The 26,063-nt window shown below is 63.9% G+C and carries 22 protein-coding genes, 1 tRNA gene and 2 rRNA genes (1 of these 25 only partly in view); 10 read left to right on the top strand and 15 right to left on the bottom strand.

The annotated features are described in order from the left end of the window. The first annotated feature begins 54 nt into the window (after positions 1-54). On the top strand, positions 55-495 hold the full coding sequence (locus tag ACT5M9_RS13580; protein ID WP_438549053.1) for a DUF2214 family protein: 441 nt from the start codon (positions 55-57) through the stop codon (positions 493-495). 217 nt (positions 496-712) lie between these two features. Next, positions 713-1,624, top strand: coding sequence for a DMT family transporter (locus tag ACT5M9_RS13575; RefSeq protein WP_457983055.1), 912 nt, complete (start codon positions 713-715; stop codon positions 1,622-1,624). Positions 1,625-1,777: 153 nt separating this feature from the next. On the opposite strand, the gene ACT5M9_RS13570 is transcribed toward ACT5M9_RS13575, so the two are convergent. Then, positions 1,778-2,653, bottom strand: a complete 876-nt coding sequence (locus ACT5M9_RS13570) for an AraC family transcriptional regulator (protein WP_457983053.1) — start codon at positions 2,651-2,653, stop codon at positions 1,778-1,780. 22 nt (positions 2,654-2,675) lie between these two features. Beyond that, positions 2,676-3,167: a GNAT family N-acetyltransferase gene (locus tag ACT5M9_RS13565; RefSeq protein WP_457983051.1), complete on the bottom strand. Its 492-nt coding sequence runs from the start codon at positions 3,165-3,167 to the stop codon at positions 2,676-2,678. 160 nt (positions 3,168-3,327) lie between these two features. On the opposite strand from ACT5M9_RS13565, the gene ACT5M9_RS13560 reads away from it, so the two are divergent. Next, positions 3,328-4,773, top strand: coding sequence for a catalase (locus tag ACT5M9_RS13560; protein ID WP_457983050.1), 1,446 nt, complete (start codon positions 3,328-3,330; stop codon positions 4,771-4,773). A gap of 292 nt (positions 4,774-5,065) precedes the next feature. Here the strand turns inward: ACT5M9_RS13560 and ACT5M9_RS13555 are convergent, their stop codons facing one another. Next, positions 5,066-5,389: a YnjH family protein gene (locus ACT5M9_RS13555; protein ID WP_457983049.1), complete on the bottom strand. Its 324-nt coding sequence runs from the start codon at positions 5,387-5,389 to the stop codon at positions 5,066-5,068. A 223-nt stretch (positions 5,390-5,612) separates the two neighbouring features. Between ACT5M9_RS13555 and ACT5M9_RS13550 the strand changes: the two genes are divergently transcribed. Further along, on the top strand, positions 5,613-6,761 hold the full coding sequence (locus tag ACT5M9_RS13550; protein WP_457983048.1) for a hypothetical protein: 1,149 nt from the start codon (positions 5,613-5,615) through the stop codon (positions 6,759-6,761). 79 nt (positions 6,762-6,840) lie between these two features. Here the strand turns inward: ACT5M9_RS13550 and ACT5M9_RS13545 are convergent, their stop codons facing one another. Further along, positions 6,841-7,218: a hypothetical protein gene (locus ACT5M9_RS13545; protein ID WP_457983047.1), complete on the bottom strand. Its 378-nt coding sequence runs from the start codon at positions 7,216-7,218 to the stop codon at positions 6,841-6,843. A gap of 195 nt (positions 7,219-7,413) precedes the next feature. Between ACT5M9_RS13545 and ACT5M9_RS13540 the strand changes: the two genes are divergently transcribed. From ACT5M9_RS13540 to ACT5M9_RS13530, 3 genes are all read left to right on the top strand, one after another. Next, on the top strand, positions 7,414-8,790 hold the full coding sequence (locus ACT5M9_RS13540; RefSeq protein ID WP_457983046.1) for a bifunctional NUDIX hydrolase/phosphatase PAP2 family protein: 1,377 nt from the start codon (positions 7,414-7,416) through the stop codon (positions 8,788-8,790). 10 nt (positions 8,791-8,800) lie between these two features. After that, positions 8,801-9,898, top strand: a complete 1,098-nt coding sequence (ydiK, locus tag ACT5M9_RS13535; protein WP_457983099.1) for an AI-2E family transporter YdiK — start codon at positions 8,801-8,803, stop codon at positions 9,896-9,898. A gap of 205 nt (positions 9,899-10,103) precedes the next feature. After that, positions 10,104-10,808 (top strand): SDR family oxidoreductase, encoded by a 705-nt coding sequence (locus ACT5M9_RS13530; protein WP_457983045.1) that lies wholly within the window; start codon positions 10,104-10,106, stop codon positions 10,806-10,808. A 92-nt stretch (positions 10,809-10,900) separates the two neighbouring features. On the opposite strand, the gene ACT5M9_RS13525 is transcribed toward ACT5M9_RS13530, so the two are convergent. The 4 genes from ACT5M9_RS13525 to ACT5M9_RS13510 form a co-directional block, all read right to left on the bottom strand. Further along, positions 10,901-12,022, bottom strand: a complete 1,122-nt coding sequence (locus ACT5M9_RS13525) for an agmatine deiminase family protein (RefSeq protein ID WP_457983044.1) — start codon at positions 12,020-12,022, stop codon at positions 10,901-10,903. Positions 12,023-12,039: 17 nt separating this feature from the next. After that, positions 12,040-13,137, bottom strand: a complete 1,098-nt coding sequence (locus ACT5M9_RS13520; protein WP_457983043.1) for an extracellular solute-binding protein — start codon at positions 13,135-13,137, stop codon at positions 12,040-12,042. Beyond that, positions 13,134-14,033, bottom strand: a complete 900-nt coding sequence (gene aguB / locus ACT5M9_RS13515; protein ID WP_457983042.1) for an N-carbamoylputrescine amidase — start codon at positions 14,031-14,033, stop codon at positions 13,134-13,136. Before aguB ends, ACT5M9_RS13520 begins: the two co-directional genes overlap by 4 nt. Positions 14,034-14,167: 134 nt before the next feature. Then, a complete protein-coding gene (locus ACT5M9_RS13510; protein WP_457983041.1) occupies positions 14,168-15,220 on the bottom strand; it encodes an agmatine deiminase family protein in 1,053 nt (350 codons plus the stop codon). Between the two features lie 116 nt (positions 15,221-15,336). On the opposite strand from ACT5M9_RS13510, the gene ACT5M9_RS13505 reads away from it, so the two are divergent. Together ACT5M9_RS13505 and dhaR are read left to right on the top strand one after the other, a co-directional pair. Then, positions 15,337-16,218 carry a LysR substrate-binding domain-containing protein gene (locus ACT5M9_RS13505; RefSeq protein WP_457983040.1) on the top strand — a complete coding sequence of 294 codons (882 nt, stop codon included), beginning with the start codon at positions 15,337-15,339 and terminating at the stop codon, positions 16,216-16,218. Between the two features lie 52 nt (positions 16,219-16,270). Continuing rightward, on the top strand, positions 16,271-18,187 hold the full coding sequence (gene dhaR / locus ACT5M9_RS13500; protein WP_457983039.1) for a dihydroxyacetone kinase operon transcriptional regulator DhaR: 1,917 nt from the start codon (positions 16,271-16,273) through the stop codon (positions 18,185-18,187). Between the two features lie 65 nt (positions 18,188-18,252). Here dhaR and dhaM read toward each other — a convergent pair whose 3' ends face one another. The 4 genes from dhaM to ACT5M9_RS13480 all read right to left on the bottom strand — a co-directional run bounded on the left by dhaM (position 18,253) and on the right by ACT5M9_RS13480 (position 22,260). Next, a complete protein-coding gene (gene dhaM / locus ACT5M9_RS13495) occupies positions 18,253-18,966 on the bottom strand; it encodes a dihydroxyacetone kinase phosphoryl donor subunit DhaM (RefSeq protein ID WP_457983038.1) in 714 nt (237 codons plus the stop codon). A 1-nt stretch (position 18,967) separates the two neighbouring features. After that, positions 18,968-19,597, bottom strand: a complete 630-nt coding sequence (gene dhaL, locus ACT5M9_RS13490) for a dihydroxyacetone kinase subunit DhaL (protein WP_438549036.1) — start codon at positions 19,595-19,597, stop codon at positions 18,968-18,970. A gap of 9 nt (positions 19,598-19,606) precedes the next feature. After that, positions 19,607-20,677 carry a dihydroxyacetone kinase subunit DhaK gene (gene dhaK, locus ACT5M9_RS13485; RefSeq protein ID WP_457983036.1) on the bottom strand — a complete coding sequence of 357 codons (1,071 nt, stop codon included), beginning with the start codon at positions 20,675-20,677 and terminating at the stop codon, positions 19,607-19,609. 224 nt (positions 20,678-20,901) lie between these two features. After that, positions 20,902-22,260, bottom strand: coding sequence for an NCS2 family permease (locus ACT5M9_RS13480; RefSeq protein ID WP_438549034.1), 1,359 nt, complete (start codon positions 22,258-22,260; stop codon positions 20,902-20,904). 214 nt (positions 22,261-22,474) lie between these two features. Between ACT5M9_RS13480 and ACT5M9_RS13475 the strand changes: the two genes are divergently transcribed. Then, the gene (locus tag ACT5M9_RS13475; RefSeq protein WP_438549033.1) at positions 22,475-22,807 is read left to right on the top strand and encodes a cupin domain-containing protein; all 333 of its coding nucleotides are present in this window, start codon (positions 22,475-22,477) and stop codon (positions 22,805-22,807) included. A 127-nt stretch (positions 22,808-22,934) separates the two neighbouring features. Here ACT5M9_RS13475 and ACT5M9_RS13470 read toward each other — a convergent pair. The 3 genes from ACT5M9_RS13470 to ACT5M9_RS13460 form a co-directional block, all read right to left on the bottom strand. Further along, positions 22,935-23,011, bottom strand: a tRNA-Asp gene (locus ACT5M9_RS13470). A gap of 96 nt (positions 23,012-23,107) precedes the next feature. After that, positions 23,108-23,222 (bottom strand): 5S ribosomal RNA (rrf, locus tag ACT5M9_RS13465). Between the two features lie 122 nt (positions 23,223-23,344). After that, positions 23,345-26,063: ribosomal RNA gene (locus ACT5M9_RS13460) — 23S ribosomal RNA — on the bottom strand (it continues 170 nt past the right edge of the window).

Below are 26,063 nucleotides of genomic sequence, written 5' to 3'. Positions count from 1 at the left end.
AGATGGCACCAAGAGGAAGCTTGCGATGAGCTCAATGGGAAGGAACAGGCTCAGATGTTGAACCCGGATCTGCTGATGGCGCTCCATTATTGCGCCGTGATCACCCTCACCGGGGCCGTCACCTCCGTCTATTTCCTGTTTCGGCGCGGCATGTCCATCGAGCAGGTGCGCAAGCTGCTGCTCGCCGACAACCTGGCAGCCCTGGCGCTGCTGCTCATCTTCATCACCGGCGTGCTGCAGGTGCTCGCCCATCCCATGACCCCCTCCGCCCTGCTCGCCAACCCCGGCTATCGCACCAAGCTGCTGCTCTTCTTCGTCATGGCCATCAGCTTCGGCTACCCCAGCCGGCTGTTCCACCGCTGGCGCCGCTCCCTGCGCCAGGGGCGGGCCCCCATCGTCTCCACCCAGCAGCAGTTCTGGGTGATCTGGATCCTCAGAGCCAACCTGCTGTTGCTGGCCCTGATCCCCGTGCTGGCCAAGCTCGCCAACGACTGATCCGCAGGCATCCCGACCCAGCCAGCGATGACGGCATCCTGCACGTCACTCCGCGGCTGCTCCCCCCTTGTCCCCATGGCGGGCAGGCGGGCCAGCGACTGGCCCGCGGCGCCCCTGCCGGGATCGCAAATCCCGCGACAAGCCCCCCCGTACACGGGTATCGTGGTGACAGGGGCCAGGGCTGGCCCCGTTGTCACTGTCTCAGGGATGGATCTGTATGCGTTCGAACATGATGTTATTGATGGCCGCCGCCATCTGGGGACTGGGCTTCGTGGCCCAGCGCCTGGGGATGGATCACATGGGGCCCTTCACCTTCAACGGTCTGCGCTTCCTGCTCGGCGCCCTCTCCCTGCTGCCCCTGCTGTGGTGGTTGAAATCACGGCAGCCCAGCGCGCCATCCGGATCATCGTCAGGCGATCGCCGCCTGCTGCTCATCGGCGGTCTGCTCGCCGGCACAGTGCTGTTCAGCGCCGCCTCCCTGCAGCAGGTGGGGCTGCTCTACACCACGGCCGCCAAGGCGGGTTTCATCACGGGCCTCTACATCATTTTGGTGCCCGTCATCGGCCTCTTGCTGCGCCACAAGACGGGGGCCAACACCTGGGTCGGCGGCCTCATCGCCATGGCCGGGCTCTACTATCTCAGCGTGACCGACGACTTCACCATGGGCTACGGGGACCTGCTGCAGGTGGTCGGCGCCCTGTTCTGGGCCATCCACCTGCTGGTGCTGGATCACTACTCCAACCGGGTCGCGCCGATCCGTCTCGCCGGGGTGCAGTTCCTGGTGTGCGGCCTGCTGAGCCTCATCACCGCCTTCGTCATCGAGACGCCTACACTCGGCGGCGCCCTCGCGGGCTGGCAGGCCCTGCTCTACGCCGGTCTGGTGTCGGTCGGCATCGGCTACACCCTGCAGGTGGTGGGTCAGCGCGGCGCTCACCCGGCCCATGCCGCCATCATCCTCAGCCTGGAGACGGTGTTTGCCGCCGTCGGCGGCGTGCTGCTGCTCGGCGAATCCCTGGACGAGCGGGCCGTGGTCGGCTGCAGCCTGATGCTGGCGGGGATGCTCATCTCCCAGATCCGCCTGCGCTGGTGGTGGAAGTCCCGTCGGGACAAGCTGCCCAGCCAGTCCTGACTCCACGCAGGCGTCCGGATGACTACAGTGCCCTGGCCGACCATGCCGAAATGGGTTCGTGAGCCCGGATGCAAAGAGGAGCCATTAATGGCTCCTCTTGTCTTTATCCCATGTATTCACTGCTTTCTTGGCTTGAAGCCATCGCCCTGACCATCAGGCCTTGACGCTGGAACAGAAGCTCACGTCGTCCCGCAGGGGATCGCTGCTCACGCTGTGATAGAGCTCGAAGCAGGGGCCGTCGCCGAAGGCCAGCCCGGCCGCCACGATTTCGCCGACGTGCTCCTGCCACAGGGGTCCGTACTGGCTTCTGTCCGTGATCACATAGCGGGACTGGGCATAGCGGCCGGCAGGGATCAGCTGGGATTCCACCTCCCCCGAGACCGCCGTGCCCGCCGGCACCGTCACCCCGATATCGGTGCGACACAGGGCCGGCGCCGTCACCTCAGGGTTGTCGTGGTAGATGAAGATCCACTCCCCCTCCGCCAGCCCGCGTGCCGCCGCCCACTGATAGAGCCGCTGGCAGACGGGATCATAGCCCTCCCCGTAGGGACCGGTGACGCGAATATAGGCCAGGGTACGGGCACTCATCTGTTCGGTTTTCATCCTGAAACTCCTCTCGTTTGACACCCCCTCAGCATGCCCGTCACTCAAAGAGAAGGCGTGTCCATCCTTGCGCTCCTGGTGTCCAATCTTGCTGTTTGGCAGCCGCTCCGGGTGGCGACGCACCTCCCCCGGGGTCATGGCGAACTGCTTGCGAAACGCCTTGGCGAAGGCCTGGGAGCTGGCAAAGCCCGCCGCCAGCGCCACGCTGGTGACCGGTGCCTTGCCGTAGCGCAGGGCGGCACAAGCCCGCTCCAGCCGCAGCCTGCGCTGCATCTCGCCGGGGGACTCGCCGGTCACGGCGGTAAAGACCCGGTGGAAGTGGTAGCAGGAGAGGCAGGCCAGCGCCGCCACCTCGTTCAGGCTCAGCTCGGGATCCTGCTCCAGGGCCCGGATGGCGGGCCGCAGGCGGGCACGGTAGTCGATCATGACAGTCTCACTCTCATAGCACTCACGGCAGACGCACTCGCCCCATATGCAGGGCATCGACGAAACGCCCCTCGCGAAACGCGTAGGCGGGGGAGCAACCCTCTTCCACGAAGCCATGCTTGCGGTAGAGCGCGATAGCGGCCGCGTTGTCGCTGTAGACCGTCAACTCGAGGCGCTGCAGGTTGAGCCAGTTGTCCGCGAGATCCACCGCCGCCCCCAGCAGGGCCGAGCCCACGCCGCGGCCGGCCCAGTCGTCCCGCACCCCCATGCCAAAGGACGCCACATGGCGGCGTCGCGGATTGGCCTCCAGCCAGAGCCTGAGATCCCCCACCAGCAGCTCATCCACCATGGCCACCAGGCCGTAGCCGCTGCGCTCCGCCAGCCGTTGCTGCCACATGGCCAGGGTCGGATAGGGCATCTGCAGGGTGCCCGCCTGGGCTCTGGGCATGGCATAGAGATCCCGCAGCCCCTGGGCATCGCCGGCCTCCGCCTGGCGGATCCTGATTTCAACCATCCTCTCTCCTCCCTGCGGTATGAATATCCGTCCAACATAGCGCCCTTTGTGTCCGTCGCCAACTCCATTCGGCTCATCTATCAAACACTTAGGCATGGCCGATTGGCCCCGCTCGCGCCCCTTGCCGTATCGTGACTCCATCATCACAAGGAGATGCCCCATGACCGACAAGACCCTGCACAGCGCCAACGGCGCCCCCGTCGTCGACAACAACAACAGCCTGACCGCCGGTCCCCGCGGCCCCGTACTGATGCAAGACATCTGGTTGATGGAAAAACTCGCCCACTTCGACCGCGAGCGCATCCCGGAGCGGGTGGTGCACGCCAAGGGCTCGGGCGCCTACGGCACCTTCACCGTGACCCACGACATCAGCCGGTTCAGCAAGGCGGACTTGTTCAACGCCGTCGGCAAGCAGACTCCCGTATTCCTGCGCTTTTCCACCGTCGCCGGTGAGAAGGGGGCCGCCGATGCGGAGCGCGACGTGCGCGGCTTCGCCCTGAAGTTCTACACCGAGCAGGGCAACTGGGATCTGGTGGGCAACAACACCCCCGTCTTCTTCATCCGCGATCCGCTCAAGTTCCCGGACTTCATCCACACCCAGAAGCGGGATCCCCGCACCAACCTGCGCAGCGCCACCGCCGCCTGGGACTTCTGGTCCCGCCACCCGGAATCCCTGCACCAGATCACCACCTTGTTCAGCGATCGCGGCATCCCCAGGAGCCTGAGGGAGATGAACGGCTACGGCAGCCACACCTTCAGCTTCATCAACGACGCGAATGAGCGCTTCTGGGTCAAGTTCCACTTCAAGACCGAGCAGGGCCACAGCTTCTACACCGACGAAGAGGCCGCCGCCGTGGTCGGTCAGGATCGGGAGAGCAGCCAGGCGGATCTGTTCAACGCCATCGAGCGGGGGGACTTCCCGCGCTGGAAAGTCTATGTGCAGGTGATGCCGGAGGCCGAGGCCCACGATTACGAGATCCACCCCTTCGATCTCACCAAGGTGTGGCCCCACAAGGACTACCCCCTCATCCCGGTCGGGGTGCTGGAGCTCAACAAGAACCCGGACAACTACTTCGCCCACGTGGAGCAGGCCGCCTTCACCCCGGCCAACGTGGTGCCCGGCATCGGCTTCTCGCCGGATCGCATGCTGCAGGGGCGGCTCTTCTCCTACGGTGACACCCAGCGCTACCGCCTCGGGGTCAACCACGGTCTGCTGCCGGTCAACGCCCCCCGCTGCCCGTTCAGCGGCGCCCACCGCGACGGCGCCATGCGAGCGGACGGCAACGGTGGCGCCAGCCCGAACTACCAGCCGAACCGCTTCGGCACCCAGACCCCGAGCGGCCAGCAGGAGCCGGCCCTGAGCCTGGAGGGGGCGGCCCTGCACTACGACTTCCGCGACTACGATGACGACTACTACAGCCAGCCTGGCAACCTGTTCCGCATCATGGACGAGGGTCAGCGTGCGCGCCTCGCCGCCAACCTGGCACGTTCGCTGGTCAACGTGGAGGACGACGCCATCGTCCAGGCCCAGCTCAGGCACTTCGAGCAGGCGGATCCTGAATACGCCAAGCGGGTCGAGCTGGCTCTCGCCGCCCTGCAGTGCTAAGCCACTGATAGCAAATAAAAAAGGAGGCCAATCGGCCTCCTTTCATGTTCCTGGAAACATGTAAATACGGGGCCCTTAGGCCCCGTATTTATTTAATCATCAATCCCGAACGGAACGCGCTTCGCGCTCTGCCCGTTCCCGTACCAACAGGCGTTTGTACCACCAGCTACTGCGACGACGTTGCATATTGGAAGAGCGACGAGCCATTTGCTTAGATCCCAGCCGAGAGAAGAAAGTGCCGCATTATGCGATAGAGATCACGTCCATGTCTGTAGCTGGATCAAGAAAAGGCTCACTGACCCACGGTGATCGTCTCCCGGTTGGAGCTACCTTCGGCGGCAGGCTGATACAACTGAGGCTCACGCCAGGCCAGAGGGCCATTGCTCTCCTGCGGATTCTGCGGGCCGCACTCCAGCCAGATATCCCCCTGCTGGATGCGGGCCCCCAGGGAGAACTTCTGATCCTGATACCAGCAGACCCGCTCCGGCAGCGATCCGAGCGGCAGCACCAGATCCGTGCCCACCGAGTGGCGAGAAGGTGTCTGCACCTTGGTTGGATCCCCCAGGGCGCTGGTGGCCCCCACCAGGGCAAGCAGAGAGAAGACGAATTTAATCATGGCAAGGAACCTGTGATGAAAGAGCCCGATCCATAGAGGCGACCATAGCCGTCGCCCACTTGACCAAAAAGTGACGGCTCATCTGGCATTCCGGGGGCAATATGATAGCCTGCCAGCGCCCGCCGGCTACACCCATCAAGCAGGCGAGCCAGTTCAGGTGATGTTGTCGGGATAGGACAACATATTACCTTATTAATCAAATAATTACTTGGATATGTTGTCGATGCGTATCATGCCGTTGCTCAAGGCTGCCTGCCTGAGCCTGATGTTGTCAGCCTGCGTTGCCCCCCTCCTGCTGATGAGCCCCACCAGCCAGCTGATGTGGGCCCTGCTCAAACCCCTGGTCGGTTTCGACCCGAACGAGGCGAATCTGTTCGAGCAGCCCCTCATCAAGGACCGCATGACTGCCATGCTGGGCCCCAACTACGACACCACCATGCAGTTGCTCAAGACCGCCAACGAGCTGCAACAGGAGGGGCCGCTGTTCTACGTGGTCTCCCGCTATGCCCCCGTGCCGGACATCGCCAAGCAGGCGGGCATGGTGTGGAACGCCGACACCAACCAGCTCTCCGTCATGCTGCAAAAAGGAGACGGTGCGACCCAGGTGTTCGGTGAGAACCTGACCGCCGCCACCCCGAGCTGGCCGAGTGCCATGCAGGGCTGGCAGAGCGGCAGCCCGACCGCCACCGCCCTCGGCGGGGTCGGCAAGGCCATGACGGGATCCGGCGGCTCCCTGCTCGGCAACATGGTGGGCGCCATGCAGCAGAGCGCGACCCAGGCCATCACGGGCTCAGCCAAACAGGCGGTCGGCAGCGCCACCGAGGCGGCGACGCAGCAGGTGAACAAGGGTGTCACCGGCACCCTGCAGCAGGCCAACCAGGCGGTGACAGACTCCGCCAAGCGGGCGGTGAGCAGTGCCGCCGTCAGCACCCAGCAACAGGCGACCAAGGCCGTCACCGATAGCGCCAAGCAGGCGGTGAGCGGCGCCGCCTCCAGCACTCAGCAGCAGGTGACCAAGGCCGTTACCGACACCGCCAAGCAGGCGGTGAGCAGTGCCGCCGCCAGTACTCAACAGCAGGCCAGCAAGGCCATTGCCGACACAGCCAAACAAGCCGCGAGCAACGCCGCCGTCAGCACCCAGCAGCAGGCGACCAAGGCCGTCGCCGATACTGCCAAGCAGGCCGCGAGCAGCGCCGCCGTCAGCACCCAGCAGCAGGCGGCCAAGGCCGTCACCGACACCGCCAAGCAGGCGGTGAGCGGCGCGACCGCGACCGTGAAGGCAGAAGCGGCCAAGCTGGAGGCCCAGGCAGTCGGACAAGGGGACCAGGCCAGGGCGGATGCCGAGGCCGAGCTGGAAAAACTGCTCAACTGATATCGGATGGCATATCCCACCATGCAAACAGGCCACCCTGGGGTGGCCTGTTTTTTATCTGCGTTTAGGCAGTGAAACCTTAGAGGTGGCGATCCTGCTCGGAGGACTTGGCCACCTTGTCTTCGCTGTGCTCGATGGCGGTGCGGATAAGGTCGACCCCGGCCCGGATGATCAAGACCCCCATGTTCACCAGCTTGACGCAGACCCACATGAATGTGATGAGCAGTATCAGCTTGAGGACTGTCTGGAAGGCCTCCAGGAAGTTCTGTTCCAGCTGGTTGGTGAGGCCGTTGGCACTGGTCATCAGCCAGGTGTACACCTCGCGCACGAAGGGGATGCGGCTCGGCATCTCCAGCACGTCCAGCGCGGCGGGCAAGGCCTGGAAGATGACGATGCTGCCGAACAGTATCAAGATGACGCCGATGGCGACCCCGAGGAAAAAGCCAAACTGTCTCATGGAAAGCCCCAAGATGAGTTGCGTGAAAGGAACAATAGCCGCCAATACTAGGGACTGCCTCCGCCAACGGCAATCCTTGTGGCCCAGATTGGGCCGACGCTGCGTCAGTTGCGACAGGGATGTGTCGGTAAACCATTGCCCAAGTCGCTGATTTCTGTGACCCTTGCCCCATTCATCAGCCTTCACGGACCCACCATGATCCGCGCCTGCTTTTTCCTGTTTCTGTTGCTGTCACCCCTGCTCACCGTCCAGGCCGATCAAACGGCCCCCGGCGCAGCCGCCTGCGTGATCCGCCACCAGCAACAACTGCTGCTAGTGCAAGACAGGATCTCCGGCCGCTACAGCCTGAGCGGCGGCTACATAGACGCGGGGGAGAGCGCCGGGCAGGCGGCCCTGCGGGAACTCCATGAGGAGACGGGGCGGCAGGGTCGCATCACCGCCGAGCTGGGGCGTTGGCAACGGGCTAAGCTGTTCGCCTGCCAGACCCTAACCCCCATCCAGGCCCAGCGAGGCTCGGGCTTTGTCTCCATACTGCGGGCGCCGAACCTCGGCGGCGAGATCCTCAATGCCAGGCTGATCGAACCTGCCTTGCTGCCCGATGGAGAGCGCCGCTTCCCGGCGCAGCTCGACTGGCTGACCCCCAGGCTCGGCGAGGTGGCCGAGAGTCCGGTCCAGTGGCGGGCCGATTTCAGCGAGGACGCCAGCCCATTGCACAGGGCCGAGCTGCCCCTGATCCAGCGCCTGCAAGGCTGGATTGGGCCGAACGCCCTCTGGCCCCTGGCCGGCAACCTGCTCGGCACGGCCCCCGTCCAGCTCGGGGTGGCCCTGCTGCTCCTGCCCCTGCTCGGCTGGCCCAGGTTGTACCGTATGCTGTTTGCCATGGTGCTGCTCACCCTGCTGGTGCAGCTCGCCAAGGAGGGGCTGGGCTGGCCCAGACCCTTCCATCTCGATCCCAGGCTCGCGGGGCAGAGCGCCCAGGGCTTCGGCATGCCGAGCGGTCACACCGCCTCCGCCTTGCTGTGCTGGGGCCTGCTGCTCTGCTCGCTACCCGGGATCCGGGCCTGGCAAGGGATCACGCTCGCCCTGATGCTGGCGTGTCTGGCGGGGCTGGCCCGGGTCTGGCTCGGGGTACACTTCATCTCGGACGTGGTGGCGGGCCTGGGGCTCGGCACCCTGGTGCTGGCCCTGCGCAAACCTCTCTTCGCCCTGGCGGACAACCGCGGCTCCTGGGCGGCCCTGATCCTCGTCAGCCTGCTGGGAGCCTGGCTCAGCCAATCCAGCGCCCTGGGGGCGTTGGCCATGTTCACCCTTGGCCTGGTATCGGGTACTCTGTTCCCACTCGAACGACACCCTGTGCCCGCCCCAGGTGCGGCCCTGCTGGCCCTGTCGGTCAGCCTGGGCATCGGCGGCCTGTTGCTCGCCCTGCCCCTGCTCACCAGCAGCTCCCTGCTGATCCTGATAGGGCAAGGCGTGCTCCTCGGTGGCCTGGGGCTCTGGCTGAGTGCCGGCCTCTGGTGGTCACTGCGTTTCATCAACCCCGGCTCCACGCATCGGGGCCCAACCCCTCATTAAAGGGAATGCGATAGCTATGAAAAAAGTGGATTTGGCCAAGATCACCCTGGGGGTGCTGTTCCTCAGCCTGCTCATCATCTCGTGCTTCATGGTGCTGCGCCCCTTCCTGCCCGCCCTGGTGTGGGCCACCATGATCACCATAGCCACCTGGCCGCTGATGCAGATGGCCCAGCGCCTGCTGTGGGGCAAACGCGCCCTGGCCGCCCTGCTGATGAGCAGCATCTTGCTGCTGATGTTCGTCATTCCCCTGTTCATGACCCTGGCCAACGTAGCGGAGAAGGCCCCCATGCTGATCGAGCTCGGCACCCAGCTGAGCCACTCGCCGCCCCCGGAACTGCTCTGGCTGCAACAGGTCCCCGTGGTCGGCGACAAGCTGTTCGAGTTCTGGCAGCAGATCCTGGCGAGCGGTGGTCAGGTGCTGTTTGCCAAGCTGGCCCCCTATTTCGGCCAGACCGCCCGCTGGCTGGCAGCCCAGGCGGGCAATCTCGGCCTGCTGTTCGTCCACTTCATGCTGACCGTGGCCATCTGCGGCCTGCTCTACCACTCGGGGGAGAAGGCGGCCGACGGCATTCGCCGCTTCGCCCACCGGCTGGCGGGACAACGTGGTGACAACGCCACAGTGCTCGCTTCACAGGCGATCCGCGCCGTCGCCATGGGGGTGGTGGTCACAGCTCTGGTGCAGTCCTCCGTGGCGGGGCTCGGTCTGCTCATCGCTGGCATCCCCTACACCATGGTGCTGGTGGTGCTGATGTTCCTGCTGATCGTGGCCCAGATCGGTCCCTTCCCCGTGCTGCTGGCCAGCGTCGGCTACCTCTACTGGAGCGGCGACACCACCTGGGGCACCTTCCTGCTGGTCTGGTCCCTGCTGGCGGGCACCATGGACAACTTCCTGCGCCCCTTCCTTATCAAGCGCGGCGCCGACTTGCCGCTGATCCTGATCCTGGTCGGGGTCATCGGCGGCCTGCTAGCCATGGGGATCATCGGCCTCTTCATCGGTCCCGTGGTGCTGGCGGTGGGCTACACCCTGCTGGATGCCTGGATCAAGGAGGATGAACACCCCGCCAGCGATAAGGCGGTGGCACCGCCCCAGGAGAAGGCGCTGCCATGATCCAAAACGCCGCCCTCGGGCGGCGTTTTGTTTTCAAGCCCAAGGGACAGGCGCTGGCTCTTTGAAAGACTCGACGCCAGCCTAGAACCAAAGTTCGAACCCCTTGCGCCAAATCCGAACCAGGGTTCGAGCCGCCACCGCCTCCCCCCTACCGTCCCGAGTCGCCCCTCGCCACAATACCTCCACCATTTCGGAGGAACAGAAGATGAACAAACTGAGAGCAACACGCGCCCTGATCACAGGTGGCGCGAGCGGTATCGGACTGGCCATCGCCGAGGCGCTGGCCCGTGAGGGGGTGGAACTGATTTTGGCGTCCCGCCGCCAATCCCTGCTGGAGCAAGAAGCAGATCGCCTTAGTGCGAAGTACGGGGTGAGGGTGCTGCCCCTGGTGATGGATGTGTGCGATGGCCCCCAGGTGCGGGCCCAGCACGCCCAGGCCAGCGCCCTGCTCGGCCCCATCGATCTGCTGATCAACAACAGCGGGGTCGGCAGCGACTATCTGGTGCAGGATCTGCCGGAATCCGAGTGGGACAGGGTGATGAACACCTGCGCCAAGGGGACCTTCCTGCTGACCCAGGCCTGCCTGCCGGACATGCTGGCCCGGCGCCACGGCACCATCATCAACATCGCCTCCCAGGCTGCCAAGCACGGCTATGCCAGGGCCAACGTCTACTGCGCCGCCAAGTTTGCCGTGCTGGGATTTGCCAAGGCACTGCGCGAAGAGGTGCAGCATCAGGGCATTCGGGTACATACCCTCTGTCCCGGTCTGGTGCAGGTGCCGCCCCCGGCCTGCCCTAGTGAACGCAAGCCCGGCTGGCTGCAGGTCGAAGATCTGGCCGAGGCCGTGCTCTACACCCTGCGCCAATCCGCCCACGTTCAGCTCGACGAGATCGGCATGACGGGGATCTGACCCACTCACGCCATCGGACGACAGCAATGACATGGGGCGCCGAAGCGCCCCATGCAGTATTTCACGCTGACGTTACCAGATACGGCGGAATATCAGGCCGGTTGATGCAGGGTGATGCAGTGGATGCCACCACCACCGGCGGCCACCGGATCTATGTCGATCTGCACTATCTCCCGATCCGGATAGAGTCGGGCCAGCAGATCCCGGCAATGACGGTCGGCCTTGGCATCCCCGAACTGGGGGGCGATGACGGCGCCGTTGATGGGCAGGTAGTTGATGTAACCGGCGGCAAAGTCCGGGCTGCGGCTGAATTTATTGTCTCGCCCACCGAGCGGGGGCGGCAGCTGATGCAACTCCAGCTTATTGCCATCGGCGTCCGTCGCCTGCTGCAAGATGGCCAGGTGCTGGCGGGTCACCTTGTAGTCGTAGGAGTCGGGATCATTGTCCATGTTGATCACCACAACCCCGGGGCGCACGAAGCGGGCGTAGAAGTCCACGTGGGCGTCCGTGATGTCCTTGCCCTTGATCCCCGGCAGCCAGATGATCTTGCGCAGCCCCAGGTTGGCCTTGAGCTCCGCCTCCACTTGCGCCTTGGTGAGGCCGGGGTTGCGGTTGCTGTTGATCCAGCTGCTCTCGGTCATGATGGCGGTGCCGTTGCCGTCCACCTCGATGCCGCCCCCCTCGCCGATGAGATCGCTCTGCAGGTAATAAGCGTCCGCCTGACGGCTCACCAGGGAGGCTATCCTGGCATCATAGCTGTGCTCCTGCTTGTCTCCCCAACCGTTGAAGTTGAAGTCCACCAGCCCGAGTTCCCCCTGCTCGTCCTGCACGAAGACGCCGCCGGTATCCCGCAGCCAGATGTCGTCCATCACGGCGTGGATGAAGTGGGTGTTGCGCTCACCGCACAGCTGGCGCGCCAGATCCTCTTCTTCCTCATGACAGAGCACGTTGACCCGGGTGTAGGGGGCCATGGCTTTCACCAAGCGGCCTATGGTGGCCTGCACGTCCTTGTAGTTGCGACCCCAGATCTCGCTGGTGGCGCCGAAGGCTACCCAGACCTGGGCCTGGGGGGAGGACTCCTCCGGCATGTGGTAGCGGCCGGCGGCACTGGTCTCGCCGGCGGCGAAGGCCGAGCGGGCGCCGGGCAGGCTGCCAAACCCGGCGATGGCGCCGAGGGCGACGAGTTGTTTCAATACGTGGCGTCGGGAAAACATCTTTCTACTCCTAGGATTCAGAGGCTGCTCTTGAAGCGAGTCCAGGCTCGCATGCGGGCACGCATCTGGGATTGAGCGATATCCTGGCCCGGAATGAGCCGCTGGTAGCTGGCCTCGTCCAGGTAGATATCCGGGTTGGCCGTCATGGTGGCATCCACCATGGGCTTGGCCTTGGCACTGGCGGTCGGATAGCCGGTGCTGTTGGTGATGGCCGCCATGTTGGCGGGGCGCATCACGAAGTTGATAAAGGCATAGGCATATTCAGGATGGGGGGCATCCGCCGGGATCGCCATGGTGTCCATCCAGATGGTGCTCCCCTCCTTCGGCAATCTGTATTCGAAGTCGGCCCCCTTGCCTGACTCGGCGGCCGCGCGCCTGGCCTGGGTCATGTCGCCGCTGTAACCCAGGGACAGGCAGAGATCCCCGTTCACCAGCTGGGTCACCGGCTGGGACTGGAACTTGCGGATATAGGGCTTGATCTCCTTGAGCAGGGCCAGGGCCGCCTCCAGATCCGCCGCCTTGCCGCTGCGGGGATCCCGCCCGAGGTAGTGCAGCACCACCGCCAGCACCTCGTCCGGGGAGTCCACGACCGAGATGCCGCAATCCGCAAATTTCGCCGCCAGCTCGGGCTTGAACAGCATGTCCAGGCTGTTGACCGGGGCATCCGGCATCCTCTGCTTGATCGCATCCGCATTGTAGGTGAGCCCTATGGTGCCCCAGGTGTAGGGCACCACGGCCTCCTTCGCATGGGGGTAGGCCTGCTGCAAGCGCACCAGCTCGGGGTCCAGGTCGCCGAGGTGCTGCAACTTGCCCTTGTCGAGCGGCTGCAAACTGCCCGCCCGCATCAGTCGCTCCGCCACCGTATCGCCGGGGAAGATCAGGTCATACCCGCTGCGACCCGCCATCAGCTTGGCCTCCAGGGTCTCGCTGCTGTCCATCACGTCGTAGATGACCCGGATCCCTGTCTCCCTGGTGAATTCGCTCAGGGTATCGGGGGCGAAATAATCGGACCAGTTGTAGAGGTGCAGCACCTTCTCCTCCTGCGCCTCCTCCGCCTGGGCCCCGACGCTCAGCAGCAGGGCCAGCCCCATGGCTACCTTGGTCAACGGGCTCATGATGGTCGCCCTCCCTGGTGGCTGCGTCCGTCCAGGCTCAGCAGGGCGCCGTACATCTCGGGACGGCGATCCCGATAGATGCCCCAGCAGAGCCGTTCCTCGGTCATGGCGGCCAGGTCCAGCGCCTGCACCAACACTCCCTGGCTGTCCCTGTCCGCCTCGGCGAGCAGGGCCCCCTTGTGATCCGTGATGAAGGAGGAGCCATAGAAGCGCATCTGCAACTCGGGATCCTGGGTCGCTACCTCGCGGCCGATGCGGTTGGCGGCGATCACCGGCATGATATTGGCGGCGGCATGGCCACGCTGGGTCAACTGCCAGTGATCCCGCGAGTCGAGCGCGGCCGCACCCGGCTCGGAGCCGATGGCGGTGGGATAGAGCAGCAGCTCGGCCCCCTGCAGCGCCATGGCGCGGGCCGCTTCCGGGAACCACTGATCCCAGCAGATGCCGACCCCGATGCGACCGGCGGCCGTGTCCCAGACCCGAAACCCCGTGTCCCCCGGGCTGAAGTACTCCTTCTCCTGATAACCGATGGCGTTCGGGATATGGGTCTTGCGATAGACTCCAAGCAGTCGCCCATCCGCATCCGCCATCGCCAGGGAGTTGAAGTAGGCGTTGCCGGCGCGCTCGAACCAGCTGATGGGGAGCACCACCCCCAGCTCACGTGCCAGAGCCGAGAAGCGGCGCAGCACCCGGCTCTGCTCGAACGGTTCCGCCAGCGCCAGATGACCGTGATACTGCTCGATGCAGAAATAGGGGGTGGCAAACAGCTCCTGCAACAGCACCAGGTTGGCCCCCTTGGAGGCGGCCTCCCGTACCAGGCTCTCCGCCATGTCCAGATTGAGCTCCAGCTCCCAGCTGCAGGCGAATTGCGTGGTGGCGACGACGATCTTGCTCATCCGTATACCCTCCCCGACACCCATTCCCGCCGACAGGCGAACTGCTTGGTTGCGACGACCTTGTTCATGAATCTCTCCTCCCTGATCCCATCATGGCGCCTCGCCGGGTTCACCCGGCGAGGCGGTCCCTATCCCTAACCCTGCAACGGCCAGGCCGGCTGCTGCTGGGTGATGCAGTGAATGCCACCGCCGCCGTGGGCCAGTTGGTTGATACGCACCGGCACCAGCTGCCTGTCCGGGAAGGCGAACCTCAGCACCTCGCCCGCCGCCTCGTCCGCTGCCACGCCGTAGGCAGGCATGATGATGGCGCCATTGGCGATGTAGAAGTTGGTGTAGGAGGCGCAGAACACCTCGGCCTCGGCGTCCACCGCCTCGCTCGCTTCGAACAGCTCGAGGCACTCAAAGGATCGCCCCCTGGCATCGGTGGCCAGGGCCAGGGCACGGCGGTTCTCCCGCACGACCCGGCCATAGGTGGAGTTCGCATCCAGGGTCGCGTCCACCAGCAGGTGGCCGGGGCGGCTGAAGGCGCAGACCCCGTCCACGTGACCGTCCGTCATGTCGCCGGTGACATGGTCGGGATCCCCCGGCAGCCAGATGGTCTTCTCGATGCCGAGCAGGCGGCTGAAGATCCCTTCGATCTCCCGTTTGTTCATGCCGGGGTTGCGGTTGCTGTTGAGCAGCACGGATTCTGTGGTGATCAGGGTGCCCTCGCCGTCCACGTGGATGGCGCCCCCCTCGTTGGCGAGGAAGCTGCCGATGCAATCCAGTTCCAGGCTGTTGAGGACACGCCGCGCCAGCCCCTCGTCCAGACAGTGGGCCGACTTGCCGCCCCAGGCGTTGAAGCGCCAGCTGATGCCGGCGGTACCGAGATCGGGATGGCAGATGAAGGTGGGACCAGAGTCCCGGCACCAGCTGTCATCCACCGGCAGGGGAATGAAGCGCCCCCCCTCGCCGCACAGGGCGCGCGCCTCTGCGATGGCGCTGGGATCCACCACCAGGTTCACCGGTTCGAAGCGGGCGATGGCGTTGACCACCCGGGCGAAGTCCTGCTGCACCTGGGCCAGGGTCACCCCCCAGCCGTTTTCCCACAGCGCCTTGTTGTGCGGCCAGACCATCCAGGTCGCCGCGTGCCGGCACCATTCGGCGGGCATAAACCAGCCTGCTGTCATCATTCCCTGCTCGCGCATCTCAGCCTCTCTGATTAGGTACTATTAAGGTTGTTGACGATGGGAATAGACTATTCTCCCGAGAGATGGGTAACAAACGATCGATTTTCGATAAAAGTGATAAGCGGAGCTAATCAATGATGTTCAAACACTGGCCTCCCCTCAACGTGCTGCGAGGCTTCGAGGCGGCGGCCAGGCTCGGCAGTTTCCATCAGGCGGCCCAGGAACTGCACCTCACCCAGTCCGCCATCAGCCAGCAGATCCGCTCCCTGGAGGAGCTGATCGGCCAGCCCCTGTTCTATCGGCAGGGTCGCTCCGTGGCCCTGACCGACGCGGGCCAGGATCTGCTGGAAACCACCCAGAAGGTGCTGCTGCAACTGGCGGTGGGGATCCAGCGGCTCGAGCAGTATCGCAAGCCGAACCAGCTGGTGCTCAACACCAGCACCGCCATCGCCCGCCACTGGCTGCTACCCCGGCTGGCCGATTTCCACCGCCAGCATCCCGGTATCGATCTCTGGCTGTTCACCGGCGACGACACCCCGAACATGGCCGAGCAGACCATAGACATAGCGCTGCGCTGGGGTCTGGCACCCCAGGCGGAGTGCCGCCATCAGCCGCTGCTGGCGGATCGGCTGCTGCCGGTGGCGAGCCCGGCGGTGCTGGCACAACCGGCGCAGGAGCGCACCACCTTGCACGGGGAGCGGGAGATGGACTGGCACCACTGGACCCTCAAAGGGGGCGAGGATCTGCAGCTGCGCACCCAGGGGCTCAACTTCTCCGATCCCGGTCTGCTGCTGGATGCCGCCCAGGCAGGCCTGGGGGTGGCGCTGGTGAGCGAGCGGCTCTCCCGCCCGGCCCGCCAGCAGGGGCTGCTGCAACCCCTCTCCAGTCACAGGGTCCCCGGCCCGAACTGGAGCCTGCTGGTCCATCAGGAGAGCGATGGCGGCCACCAGTGCCGCACCTTCTGCCACTGGCTGGAGCGGCAGTTTGCCGAGGGGGGTGAGGAGGCGAACCTCTGAGGGGGGTCACTGAATCGGCCAACCCGCCGTGGTTAAATGGTGGATTCGCCCCATGCCGGAATTCGCCGTGACCCAGCCATCCATCCAGCCGCCCCACACCTGGCCCGACGAACTGCAGGCCTCCTGGCTGCGCTGCGCCCACCAGACCAGCCGGGAGCTCTGGCACCCGCCCCACAGCGCCAGGGGCCAGACCCTGCACAGCCTGCGCCAGCGCAAGCGGGATCTGCTCACCACGGGGGAGATGGCGCTGGAGGATCTCTACGAATACATGGAGGGGCGCCCCTGCGCCCTGCTGCTGACCGACGAAAGCGGCTGCCTGCTGGCCCGCACCGGCCACCATGAGACCCTGGCGGAGTTGGAGGCCCTCGGCTTCGGTCCCGGCGCCTTCTTCAGCGAGGGGCGCATCGGCACCAACGCCATCAACCTGGCGGCCCTGACGGGCACGCCCCTCACCGTCAGCGGCCCCCAGCACTTCAACCGCACCCTGCACCCCTGGCACTGCTGCGCCAGCCCTGTCTACAACAGCACTGGCCGCCAGGTCGCCATCGTCGCCCTGGTGTGCAAGGTGGAGGATGCGACTGCCAGCGATCTCGCCCTCACCGTCAGCGCCGGGCGCGAGCTGGCCAACATGCTGCGCGCGGAGACCCTGATGCAAGAGTCCCAGCACCACCTGAGCGAGCTCTATGCCCTGCTCGATGGCATGGATGACGGCGTACTGGCCTGGGATCCCCAAGGCAGGCTGCGCTACCTCAACACCCTGGCGGCCCGGCGACTGCGCCTCGACCCCGAGCGCTGCCTTGGCCAGCCGCTGACGCAACACCTGCTGCTGCCCCAACGATTGCGGCTCGCCATCGAGGGGCAGACCGGCCTCAGCCACGTGGAGCTGACCCTGGAGCGGGTCGGGGAGCAGAGCGGGGACTTCATCAACGCCCTGGTGAGCCTCAAGCCCCTGCCGGGCCCAGACGGGGTCGGCTTCATCGCCCTGATCCACCCCGTCGATCGCTTGAGGGCCATCCATCAGCTGCGCCAGTCGGTGCCCGAACTCTCCACCCTGGTGGGGGAATCCGCTCCCATGCGCACGCTGCTGCGCCATGCCAGGCAGGCGGCCCGCAGTGCGGGGCCCATGCTGCTGCGCGGGGAGGAAGAGGTGGGCAAGGCACAGCTCGCCGAGGCCATCCACTTTGCCGGCGAGCGCGCCGATGGCCCGCTCATCCTGTTCAACTGCCAGGCCCTACCACCTGAGCGGATGGCACTGGAGCTGATGGGTTCCGACGAGGCGGGACAGGAGCGGGCCGGCAAGTTCGAACTGGCCCACGGCGGCACCCTGGTGCTGGAGCAGATAGAGTATCTGCCCGCCCCCATGCAGGCGGCCCTGCTGCAACTGCTCAAGACGGGTCGCATCCAGCGCTTCGACTCGGCCCGCATCCTGCCGCTCAGGGTGAGGATCATCGCCACCAGTAGCGCCCCCCTGGAGCAGAGGGTGCAGGAGGGAGGGTTCGGACGCCAGCTGCTCTACGCCCTGCAGGCCTGCGAACTCCGGGTACCCAGCCTGCGCGAGCGCGGGGCAGACCTGCCTGCCCTCATCGGCCAGCAGCTGAGTGCCCGGGGGCGAGCGCCCCATCGTCGCTTCAGCCCGGCGGCCCTCGACTGCCTGCTGGCCTATCCCTGGCCCGGCAACCTGGGGGAGCTGCGCAGCGCCATCGAGCATGCCCTGCTTCAGGGGGGCGACGATCCCATCCCCCCGGAGGCGCTGCCGGCCGCCGTTCGCCACGGTCATAGACGGCTGGCAGAGGAGGTGGTGGGACAACCCCTGCTAAGCCTGGCAGAGCTGGAACGCCAGGCCATCCGGCGTTGCGCCTTGGCCTGTCAGGGGCAGATCGGCCTGATGGCCCAACAGTTGGGGATCAGCCGCACCACCTTGTGGCGCAAGCTGAAGCAGTGGCAGATAGATCCCCTGGCGCAGCAATGAATCGCCGAGGGAAATAGAGAAGAGGGGCCTTGGCCCCTCTTCTCTGTGCGGCTCCGTGCCGCCTCCTACTCCCCGAAGCGCCCCTCGGCCACTAGCCTGAAGGCCTGGATCGCCTGCTCCGCCTGGGGGCCGCTGGCCCTCAGCTCGATCTCGTCCCCACAGCGCACATCCAGCATGGCGAGTCGGGTCAGGCTGCGGGGGTTGATCCCCTTCTCCCCCTTGTAGAGGGTGAGCTCGGCGTCGAACGGCTTGAGGGCCGCCACCAACTTGGCGGCGGGGCGCACGTGCAGGCCATGGGGGTTACACACCCGGTGGCGCCAGCAGAGGGTCGCCGCAGAAGAGGGCTCAGGCACAACAACTACCGGTGCCAGCCCCTGCCCCAGCATGGCGACCTTGGCCTGCAGACCCGCCATGGCCTCGGCGGCCACCTCATCGAGCCCCAGACCCGCGCCGGCCGCCACCACGGCGGCCAGAGTACCCTCCACCAGAGGGGCCGGGCAGAGCCGCACCCTCGCACTCAGCTCGGGGGGCAGCAGCTCGAGGGCGGTCTCTGCGCTCAGCAGGGCTGAGCCGAGATCCATCAATACCAGCACACCGCTGCCATCGTCCGCCTGCTCTATGGCGCTCATCACGGCGATGGCATCTGTGCCGATGGGGTGCTCGGGATCATCCACACCGGCCGCCAGCAGCAGGGGGGCCGGGCTGCCCAGCTGGGCGGCCAGCTCGCCGATGCCGGCGGCCAGGGTGGCGCTGTGAGAGACGACGACTATGCCTATCATGTCAGAGCCTCGCCCGGTCGCGCAGGGCAGTCAACAGCAACAGGGTCGAGGTAGCTCCCGCATCCTGATGGCCTATGCTGCGCTCCCCCAGGTAGCTGGCGCGCCCCTTGCGGGCCTGCATCTGGATGCTGGCCTCGGTGCCCGCCGCCGCGGCAGCCACGGCCCCATCCAGCGCCTCGACCAGCGGCAGGCCTTGCTGCTGCGCCCGCTGCAGGGCGGCCAGGGCCGGCCACCAGGCGTCACACATGGTCTTGTCACCGGGCTCGGCACGGCCACGGGAGACGATACCCTCCACCCCGTCCGCCAGCATCCGGGTCAGCTGATCCAGACTCAGGCTCTGGCAGGCATCGGCACTGGCCGCCGCGCGGATGAAGAAGGTGCCATAGAGGGGCCCGCTGGCACCTCCCACCGAGGAGAGCAGGGTCATACCCGTAGTCTTGAGCACCTGGCCAATGTCCTTGTCCGCCACCGCCGGCAGTTTCTCCGCCACCTTGGCGAAGCCACGTTGCATGTTGAGGCCGTGGTCACCGTCGCCGATATCGGTATCCAGCGCGGTGAGATGGTCACGCTGCTCGGTAAAGATGTGCTCGCAGTCGAGCAGCCAGTTCACTATCTGATGTTTGCTTAACATGGCTATTCCTCAGCAGCCACGGCGCAGGGCCGGTGTATGAACGGGAGCATCCCACAGGGTCATCAGCTCGTCATCCACCTTGAGCAGGGTGATGGAGATCCCGGCCATGTCGAGGGCGGTGCAATAAGGGCCGATGAGGTTTCGCACAAGGTGGATGCCGGCATCCTCGCACAGGGTGGCGAGGCGACCATAGACCCCGTAGAGCTCGGAGAGGGGTGTGCCTCCCAGGCTGTTGACCAGGGCGATCACCCTGTCCCCCTCGTTGAGCGGCTCGATGAAGACGTGCTCCTCCTGCCAGCTGCCCGAGGCCCTGTTCCAGTGGCGCAGGGTGCGACCATAGGGGCTGTTGTCCGCCAGCTCCCTGAACATCTCATCCACCAGGGTGTCGAGACTTGTGAAGGGGCGCCGTGCTATGCCGGGTTCACCGTGAATGCCGACCCCGAACTCCAGCTCGCCGTCCGCCAGGGTGAAGGAGGGTTTGCCCGCCGCCGGAACCGTGCAGGCGTGGGTGGCGATCCCTATGGTGCGGCTCTGGTTGTTGATGCGCCGCGCCAACGCCTCGCAGCGATCCAAGTCATAGCCCGCCTCGGCGGCAGCCCCGACCAGCTTCTCGCACAGCACTGTGGTGGCCACCCCGCGACGACCGGCGGTGTAGAGGCTGTCCTTGACCGCCACGTCGTCATCGATGAGGGCAAAGCCGACCCTGACCCCATCCCCGTGCAGCAACTCGACGGCCGTCTCGAAGTTGAGCACATCGCCGGTGTAGTTCTTCACCAGGAAGAGCACGCCGGCGCCGCCGTCCACCGCCTGGCCGCACTCATACATCTGATCCGGAGTCGGCGAGGTGAAGATCTCGCCGGGGCAGGCGCCGTCCAGCATACCCATCCCCACCAGGCCACCGTGCATGGGCTCGTGGCCGCTGCCGCCCCCGGACACCAGCGCCACCTTGCCCATCACGGGGGCATCGGCACGGGTGATGTAATGGGGTTCGATACGCACCCTGATCTCGGGGTGGGCGGCGGCCATCCCCATCAGTTGTTCACGGACCACGGCATCGACGGCATTGATCAGCTTCTTCATGGCTCACTCCTCGACTCGCCCCGGGGGCGGATGATTGATGGAGCCAGTCTAGCGAGAGCACGGGGGATAAAAATGACGGGCATCGGGGTTCGGATTTGAAACCGGGGAAGAGGGGTTGGCGTTTCAATCTGAAACGAGGGGCGGCCAGGGAGCAGAAAACTGTTAGCCCCCTCACAGAGACGAAAAAGGGCCCCCGCAGGAGCCCTTCTCGACATCGATTTAGCTTAGATGGCCCAGCCACCGGCGTAGAACACCACGAGCGCCACCGCGATGATGACGGTGCCGACGTTGAGCTTCTTCCACTCGGCGGCAAACAGACGGCCGACCACCAGGGCCACGAAGCCCAGCATGATGCCGGTGACTATGTTGCAGGTGAGCACGATGAAGACGGCGCACAGCATGCCGGACAGGGCATCCACCGAATCCTTGAAGTCCAGCTTGGTGACGTTGCCCAGCATCAGCAGACCCACATACATCAGTGCCGGCGCGGTGGCGTAGGCCGGCACCAGATAGCTCAGGGGGGAGAGGAAGATCATCAGCAGGAAGAGCACGCCCACCAGGGTGGCGGTCAGGCCTGTCTTGCCGCCGGCGGCGGTGCCTGCGGCAGATTCGATGTAGACGGCAGCCGGAGCCCCACCCACGGCGCCCGCCACCATGCTGCTGACGGAGTCGGCGGTCAGGGCCTTGCCGCCGCTGATGATGTGGCCACGCTCGTTGATGAGACCGGCCTGACCCGCCACGGCACGTATGGTGCCGGTGGCGTCGAACACGGCGGTCATCACCAGGGCCAGCACGGTCGGGATGACCACGGGGTTGAGGGCGCCCAGCAGATCCATGCTGCCCACAAGCGAGCCCTTCTCACCGGTCAGGCTCGGCATGGCGAAGAAGCCCTGCCAGGTCACCTTGGGATCGAACGCCAGCCCCAGGGCGGAGATGGCGATGATCACCATCAGGATGCCGCCCGGCACCTTGCGGCGCTCCAGCCCGAAGATGGCCGCCAGGCCCAGCACCGTCATGATGACCGGGAAGGAGGTGATCTCGCCGAGCTGCACCGGCAGGCCGGCCCCCTCGTTCTTGATCACCATGCCGACGCCGTTGGTGGCGATCAGCAGCAGGAACAGACCGATGCCGATGCCGGTACCGTGGGCGATACCGGAGGGCAGGTTATCTAGGATCCACTGGCGCACGCCGGTCACGCTGATCAGGGTGAACAACACCCCCATCAGGAAGATGGCGCCCAGCGCCACCGGGATGCTCAGCCCCTGCCCCAGCACCAGGCTGAAGGCGGTGAAGGCGGTGAGGGAGATGGCGCAGCCGATGGCCATGGGCAGCTTGGCCCAGAGACCCATCAGCAGGGAGCCGAAGGCGGCGATCAAGCAGGTCGCGACGAACACGGGCCCCTGCTCAAAACCGGCGACACCCAGCATGTTCGGCACCACTATGATGCTGTAGACCATGGCCAGGAAGGTGGTCAGCCCGGCCAACAACTCCTGGCGCACGCTGCTGCCGCGCTCGGAGATGGAAAAATAGGAATCCAGAAAGCCGCTCTTTCCTGCTTGGGCGGCGATATCTTGCGTTGCCATAACTCATCCTGAAAGTGTGAAGGAAATCGTTTGCTTTTATGGCTGCGCAAAATAGCAAGAATTTGTCAGGATTGCAGCGACTTCTCCGAACTTTTCCACAAAGTCATGGCAAAAAGCTCCGATTGTAACTCATCGAGCTCACCAGGAGAGTCGATCCCCCGGGATGAGGGCTCCTATACTGCAATGACCACGTGGCGCCCGACTGGAGATGAGCATGCACACGCGCAACCTGTTGAACGACATTCCCTCCCCCCTGCCCAACGAGTTCTTCCAGGATCTGGTCAGTACCAACCACCTGCGCATCGAGCGCATCGTCTCTCACGGCCATCAGAGCGCTCCGGGGGAGTGGTATGATCAGGATGAGCACGAGTGGGTGCTGATCGTGCAGGGGGAAGCCAGCCTGCTGTTTGTCGATCCCCAGACTCAGGAACAGCAACAGGTGCTGCTGGGGCCGGGGGATCATATCAACATCCCCGCCCGCCAGAAGCACAGGGTAGAGTGGACCCACCCAGATATGCATACCATCTGGCTCTGCGTATTCTACTGACAGACCTCAGAAGCCCTAAAAACCTGTGCTTTGTGGTGAAGTGGACAGGAGTGGTAAGGAAAATCTGTGAGGATGAGGGTGTGCAGAAATGAAAAAAGCCCAGTCTTTCGACTGGGCTTCTTGTTAGTGGCGGAGCGGACGGGACTCGAACCCGCGACCCCCGGCGTGACAGGCCGGTATTCTAACCGACTGAACTACCGCTCCGCATTCGGTTAGCTTTCGCTAAATCATGTGCCGCTTCGTTGAGGTGTCATCCTCGCAGCCAGTGATGTGATTTTGCACATCGCTGTTTAATTGGGTGCCTGGCAGTGTCCTACTCTCGCATGGCGAATGCCACACTACCATCGGCGCTACCGCGTTTCACTTCTGAGTTCGGCATGGGATCAGGTGGTTCCACGGCGCTATGGCCGCCAGGCAAATTCTTAATCCAGAAAGCTGACGTGAATAACGATGTTGCTCGTGGCTTGTCGTTATCACTGAATTTTTGAGTAGTTCTTGGGGTTTGTTACAAGTCTCAGAACACTTCTTGGGTGTTGTATGGTTAAGCCTCACGGGTAATTAGTATGGGTTAGCTCAACACGTCGCCGCGCTTACACACCCCACCTATCAACGTTGTGGTCTCCAACGGCCCTTTAGGACCCTCAAGGGGTCAGGGATGACTCATCTCAGGGCTCGCTTCCCGCTTAGATGCTTTCAGCGGTTATCGATTCCGAACTTAGCTACCGGGCAGTGCCACTGGCGTGACAACCCGAACACCAGAGGTTCGTTCACTCCGGTCCTCTCGTACTAGGAGCAACTCCCTTCAATCATCCAACGCCCACGGCAGATAGGGACCGAACTGTCTCACGACGTTCTGAACCCAGCTCGCGTACCACTTTAAATGGCGAACAGCCATACCCTTGGGACCGACTTCAGCCCCAGGATGTGATGAGCCGACATCGAGGTGCCAAACACCGCCGTCGATATGAACTCTTGGGCGGTATCAGCCTGTTATCCCCGGAGTACCTTTTATCCGTTGAGCGATGGCCCTTCCATTCAGAACCACCGGATCACTATGACCTACTTTCGTACCTGCTCGACCTGTCCGTCTCGCAGTTAAGCTGGCTTATGCCATTGCACTAACCTCCTGATGTCCGACCAGGATTAGCCAACCTTCGTGCTCCTCCGTTACTCTTTGGGAGGAGACCGCCCCAGTCAAACTACCCACCAGGCACTGTCCGCGAGCCCGATTCAGGGCCCTGCGTTAGAACATCAAACATACAAGGGTGGTATTTCAAGGACGGCTCCACGACAACTGGCGTCATCGCTTCAAAGCCTCCCACCTATCCTACACATGTAGGTTCAATGTTCAGTGCCAAGCTGTAGTAAAGGTTCACGGGGTCTTTCCGTCTAGCCGCGGGTACACCGCATCTTCACGGCGAATTCGATTTCACTGAGTCTCGGGTGGAGACAGCATGGCCATGGTTACACCATTCGTGCAGGTCGGAACTTACCCGACAAGGAATTTCGCTACCTTAGGACCGTTATAGTTACGGCCGCCGTTTACCGGGGCTTCGATCAAGAGCTTCGCTTGCGCTAACCCCATCAATTAACCTTCCGGCACCGGGCAGGTGTCACACCCTATACGTCCACTTTCGTGTTTGCAGAGTGCTGTGTTTTTGATAAACAGTCCCAGCCATCTGGTCACTGCGACTCCCGACAGCTCCATCCGCAAGGGACTTCACCATCAAGAGCGAACCTTCTCCCGAAGTTACGGTTCTATTTTGCCTAGTTCCTTCACCCGAGTTCTCTCAAGCGCCTTGGTATTCTCTACCCGACCACCTGTGTCGGTTTGGGGTACGATGACTTGTAATCTGAAGCTTAGAGGCTTTTCCTGGAAGCAGGGCATCAATGGCTTCCGCACCGTAGTGCGTTCGTCTCGTGTCTCAGTGTTGTGTCTCCGGATTTGCCTAGAAACACCACCTACGCACTTTCACCAGGACAACCGTCGCCTGGCCCACCTAGCCTTCTCCGTCCCCCCATCGCAATTACAAGTCGTGCAGGAATATTAACCTGCTTCCCATCGACTACGCCTTTCGGCCTCGCCTTAGGGGTCGACTCACCCTGCCCCGATTAACGTTGGACAGGAACCCTTGGTCTTCCGGCGAGGAGGCTTTTCACCCCCTTTATCGTTACTTACGTCAGCATTCGCACTTCTGATATCTCCAGCATGCCTCTCGACACACCTTCGCAGACTTACAGAACGCTCCCCTACCACTCACGCTTAGCGTGAATCCGCGGCTTCGGTGCCTGGTTTGAGCCCCGTTACATCTTCCGCGCAGGCCGACTCGACTAGTGAGCTATTACGCTTTCTTTAAATGATGGCTGCTTCTAAGCCAACATCCTAGCTGTCTGAGCCTTCCCACATCGTTTCCCACTTAACCAGAACTTTGGGACCTTAGCCGGCGGTCTGGGTTGTTTCCCTCTTCACGACGGACGTTAGCACCCGCCGTGTGTCTCCCGGATATTACTTACTGGTATTCGGAGTTTGCATGGGGTTGGTAAGTCGGGATGACCCCCTAGCCCAAACAGTGCTCTACCCCCAGTAGTATTCGTCCGAGGCGCTACCTAAATAGCTTTCGGGGAGAACCAGCTATCTCCGAGTTTGATTGGCCTTTCACCCCCAGCCACAGGTCATCCCCTAACTTTGCAACGTTAGTGGGTTCGGTCCTCCAGTTGATGTTACTCAACCTTCAACCTGCCCATGGCTAGATCACCCGGTTTCGGGTCTACACCTTGCAACTAGACGCCCAGTTAAGACTCGGTTTCCCTACGGCTCCCCTATACGGTTAACCTCGCTACAAAATGTAAGTCGCTGACCCATTATACAAAAGGTACGCAGTCACCCCGAAGGGCTCCCACTGCTTGTACGTACACGGTTTCAGGTTCTATTTCACTCCCCTCACAGGGGTTCTTTTCGCCTTTCCCTCACGGTACTGGTTCACTATCGGTCAGTCAGGAGTATTTAGCCTTGGAGGATGGTCCCCCCATATTCAGACAGGATGTCACGTGTCCCGCCCTACTCGATTTCACATCAAGGTTGTTTTCGTGTACGGGGCTATCACCCTGTATCGCCGGCCTTTCCAGGACCGTTCCACTAACTTCCAAGATGCTTAAGGGCTAATCCCCGTTCGCTCGCCGCTACTGAGGGAATCTCGGTTGATTTCTTTTCCTCGGGGTACTTAGATGTTTCAGTTCTCCCGGTTCGCCTCGCTAC

It is taken from the genome of Aeromonas sp. AE23HZ002T15 (assembly GCF_054165525.2).
The sequence above is the reverse complement of the archived record's forward strand: the minus strand, read 5'-3'. Positions and strand labels throughout refer to the sequence as shown.

Coding starts and splice junctions, on each gene's coding strand:
- ACT5M9_RS13580 (WP_438549053.1), top strand. CDS start 55: ATGTTGAACCCGGATCTGCTGATGGCGCTCCATTATTGCGCCGTGATC.
- ACT5M9_RS13575 (WP_457983055.1), top strand. CDS start 713: ATGCGTTCGAACATGATGTTATTGATGGCCGCCGCCATCTGGGGACTG.
- ACT5M9_RS13570 (WP_457983053.1), bottom strand. CDS start 2,653: ATGATCGACTACCGTGCCCGCCTGCGGCCCGCCATCCGGGCCCTGGAG.
- ACT5M9_RS13565 (WP_457983051.1), bottom strand. CDS start 3,167: ATGGTTGAAATCAGGATCCGCCAGGCGGAGGCCGGCGATGCCCAGGGG.
- ACT5M9_RS13560 (WP_457983050.1), top strand. CDS start 3,328: ATGACCGACAAGACCCTGCACAGCGCCAACGGCGCCCCCGTCGTCGAC.
- ACT5M9_RS13555 (WP_457983049.1), bottom strand. CDS start 5,389: ATGATTAAATTCGTCTTCTCTCTGCTTGCCCTGGTGGGGGCCACCAGC.
- ACT5M9_RS13550 (WP_457983048.1), top strand. CDS start 5,613: ATGCGTATCATGCCGTTGCTCAAGGCTGCCTGCCTGAGCCTGATGTTG.
- ACT5M9_RS13545 (WP_457983047.1), bottom strand. CDS start 7,218: ATGAGACAGTTTGGCTTTTTCCTCGGGGTCGCCATCGGCGTCATCTTG.
- ACT5M9_RS13540 (WP_457983046.1), top strand. CDS start 7,414: ATGATCCGCGCCTGCTTTTTCCTGTTTCTGTTGCTGTCACCCCTGCTC.
- ACT5M9_RS13530 (WP_457983045.1), top strand. CDS start 10,104: ATGAACAAACTGAGAGCAACACGCGCCCTGATCACAGGTGGCGCGAGC.
- ACT5M9_RS13525 (WP_457983044.1), bottom strand. CDS start 12,022: ATGTTTTCCCGACGCCACGTATTGAAACAACTCGTCGCCCTCGGCGCC.
- ACT5M9_RS13520 (WP_457983043.1), bottom strand. CDS start 13,137: ATGAGCCCGTTGACCAAGGTAGCCATGGGGCTGGCCCTGCTGCTGAGC.
- aguB (WP_457983042.1), bottom strand. CDS start 14,033: ATGAGCAAGATCGTCGTCGCCACCACGCAATTCGCCTGCAGCTGGGAG.
- ACT5M9_RS13510 (WP_457983041.1), bottom strand. CDS start 15,220: ATGCGCGAGCAGGGAATGATGACAGCAGGCTGGTTTATGCCCGCCGAA.
- ACT5M9_RS13505 (WP_457983040.1), top strand. CDS start 15,337: ATGATGTTCAAACACTGGCCTCCCCTCAACGTGCTGCGAGGCTTCGAG.
- dhaR (WP_457983039.1), top strand. CDS start 16,271: ATGCCGGAATTCGCCGTGACCCAGCCATCCATCCAGCCGCCCCACACC.
- dhaM (WP_457983038.1), bottom strand. CDS start 18,966: ATGATAGGCATAGTCGTCGTCTCTCACAGCGCCACCCTGGCCGCCGGC.
- dhaL (WP_438549036.1), bottom strand. CDS start 19,597: ATGTTAAGCAAACATCAGATAGTGAACTGGCTGCTCGACTGCGAGCAC.
- dhaK (WP_457983036.1), bottom strand. CDS start 20,677: ATGAAGAAGCTGATCAATGCCGTCGATGCCGTGGTCCGTGAACAACTG.
- ACT5M9_RS13480 (WP_438549034.1), bottom strand. CDS start 22,260: ATGGCAACGCAAGATATCGCCGCCCAAGCAGGAAAGAGCGGCTTTCTG.
- ACT5M9_RS13475 (WP_438549033.1), top strand. CDS start 22,475: ATGCACACGCGCAACCTGTTGAACGACATTCCCTCCCCCCTGCCCAAC.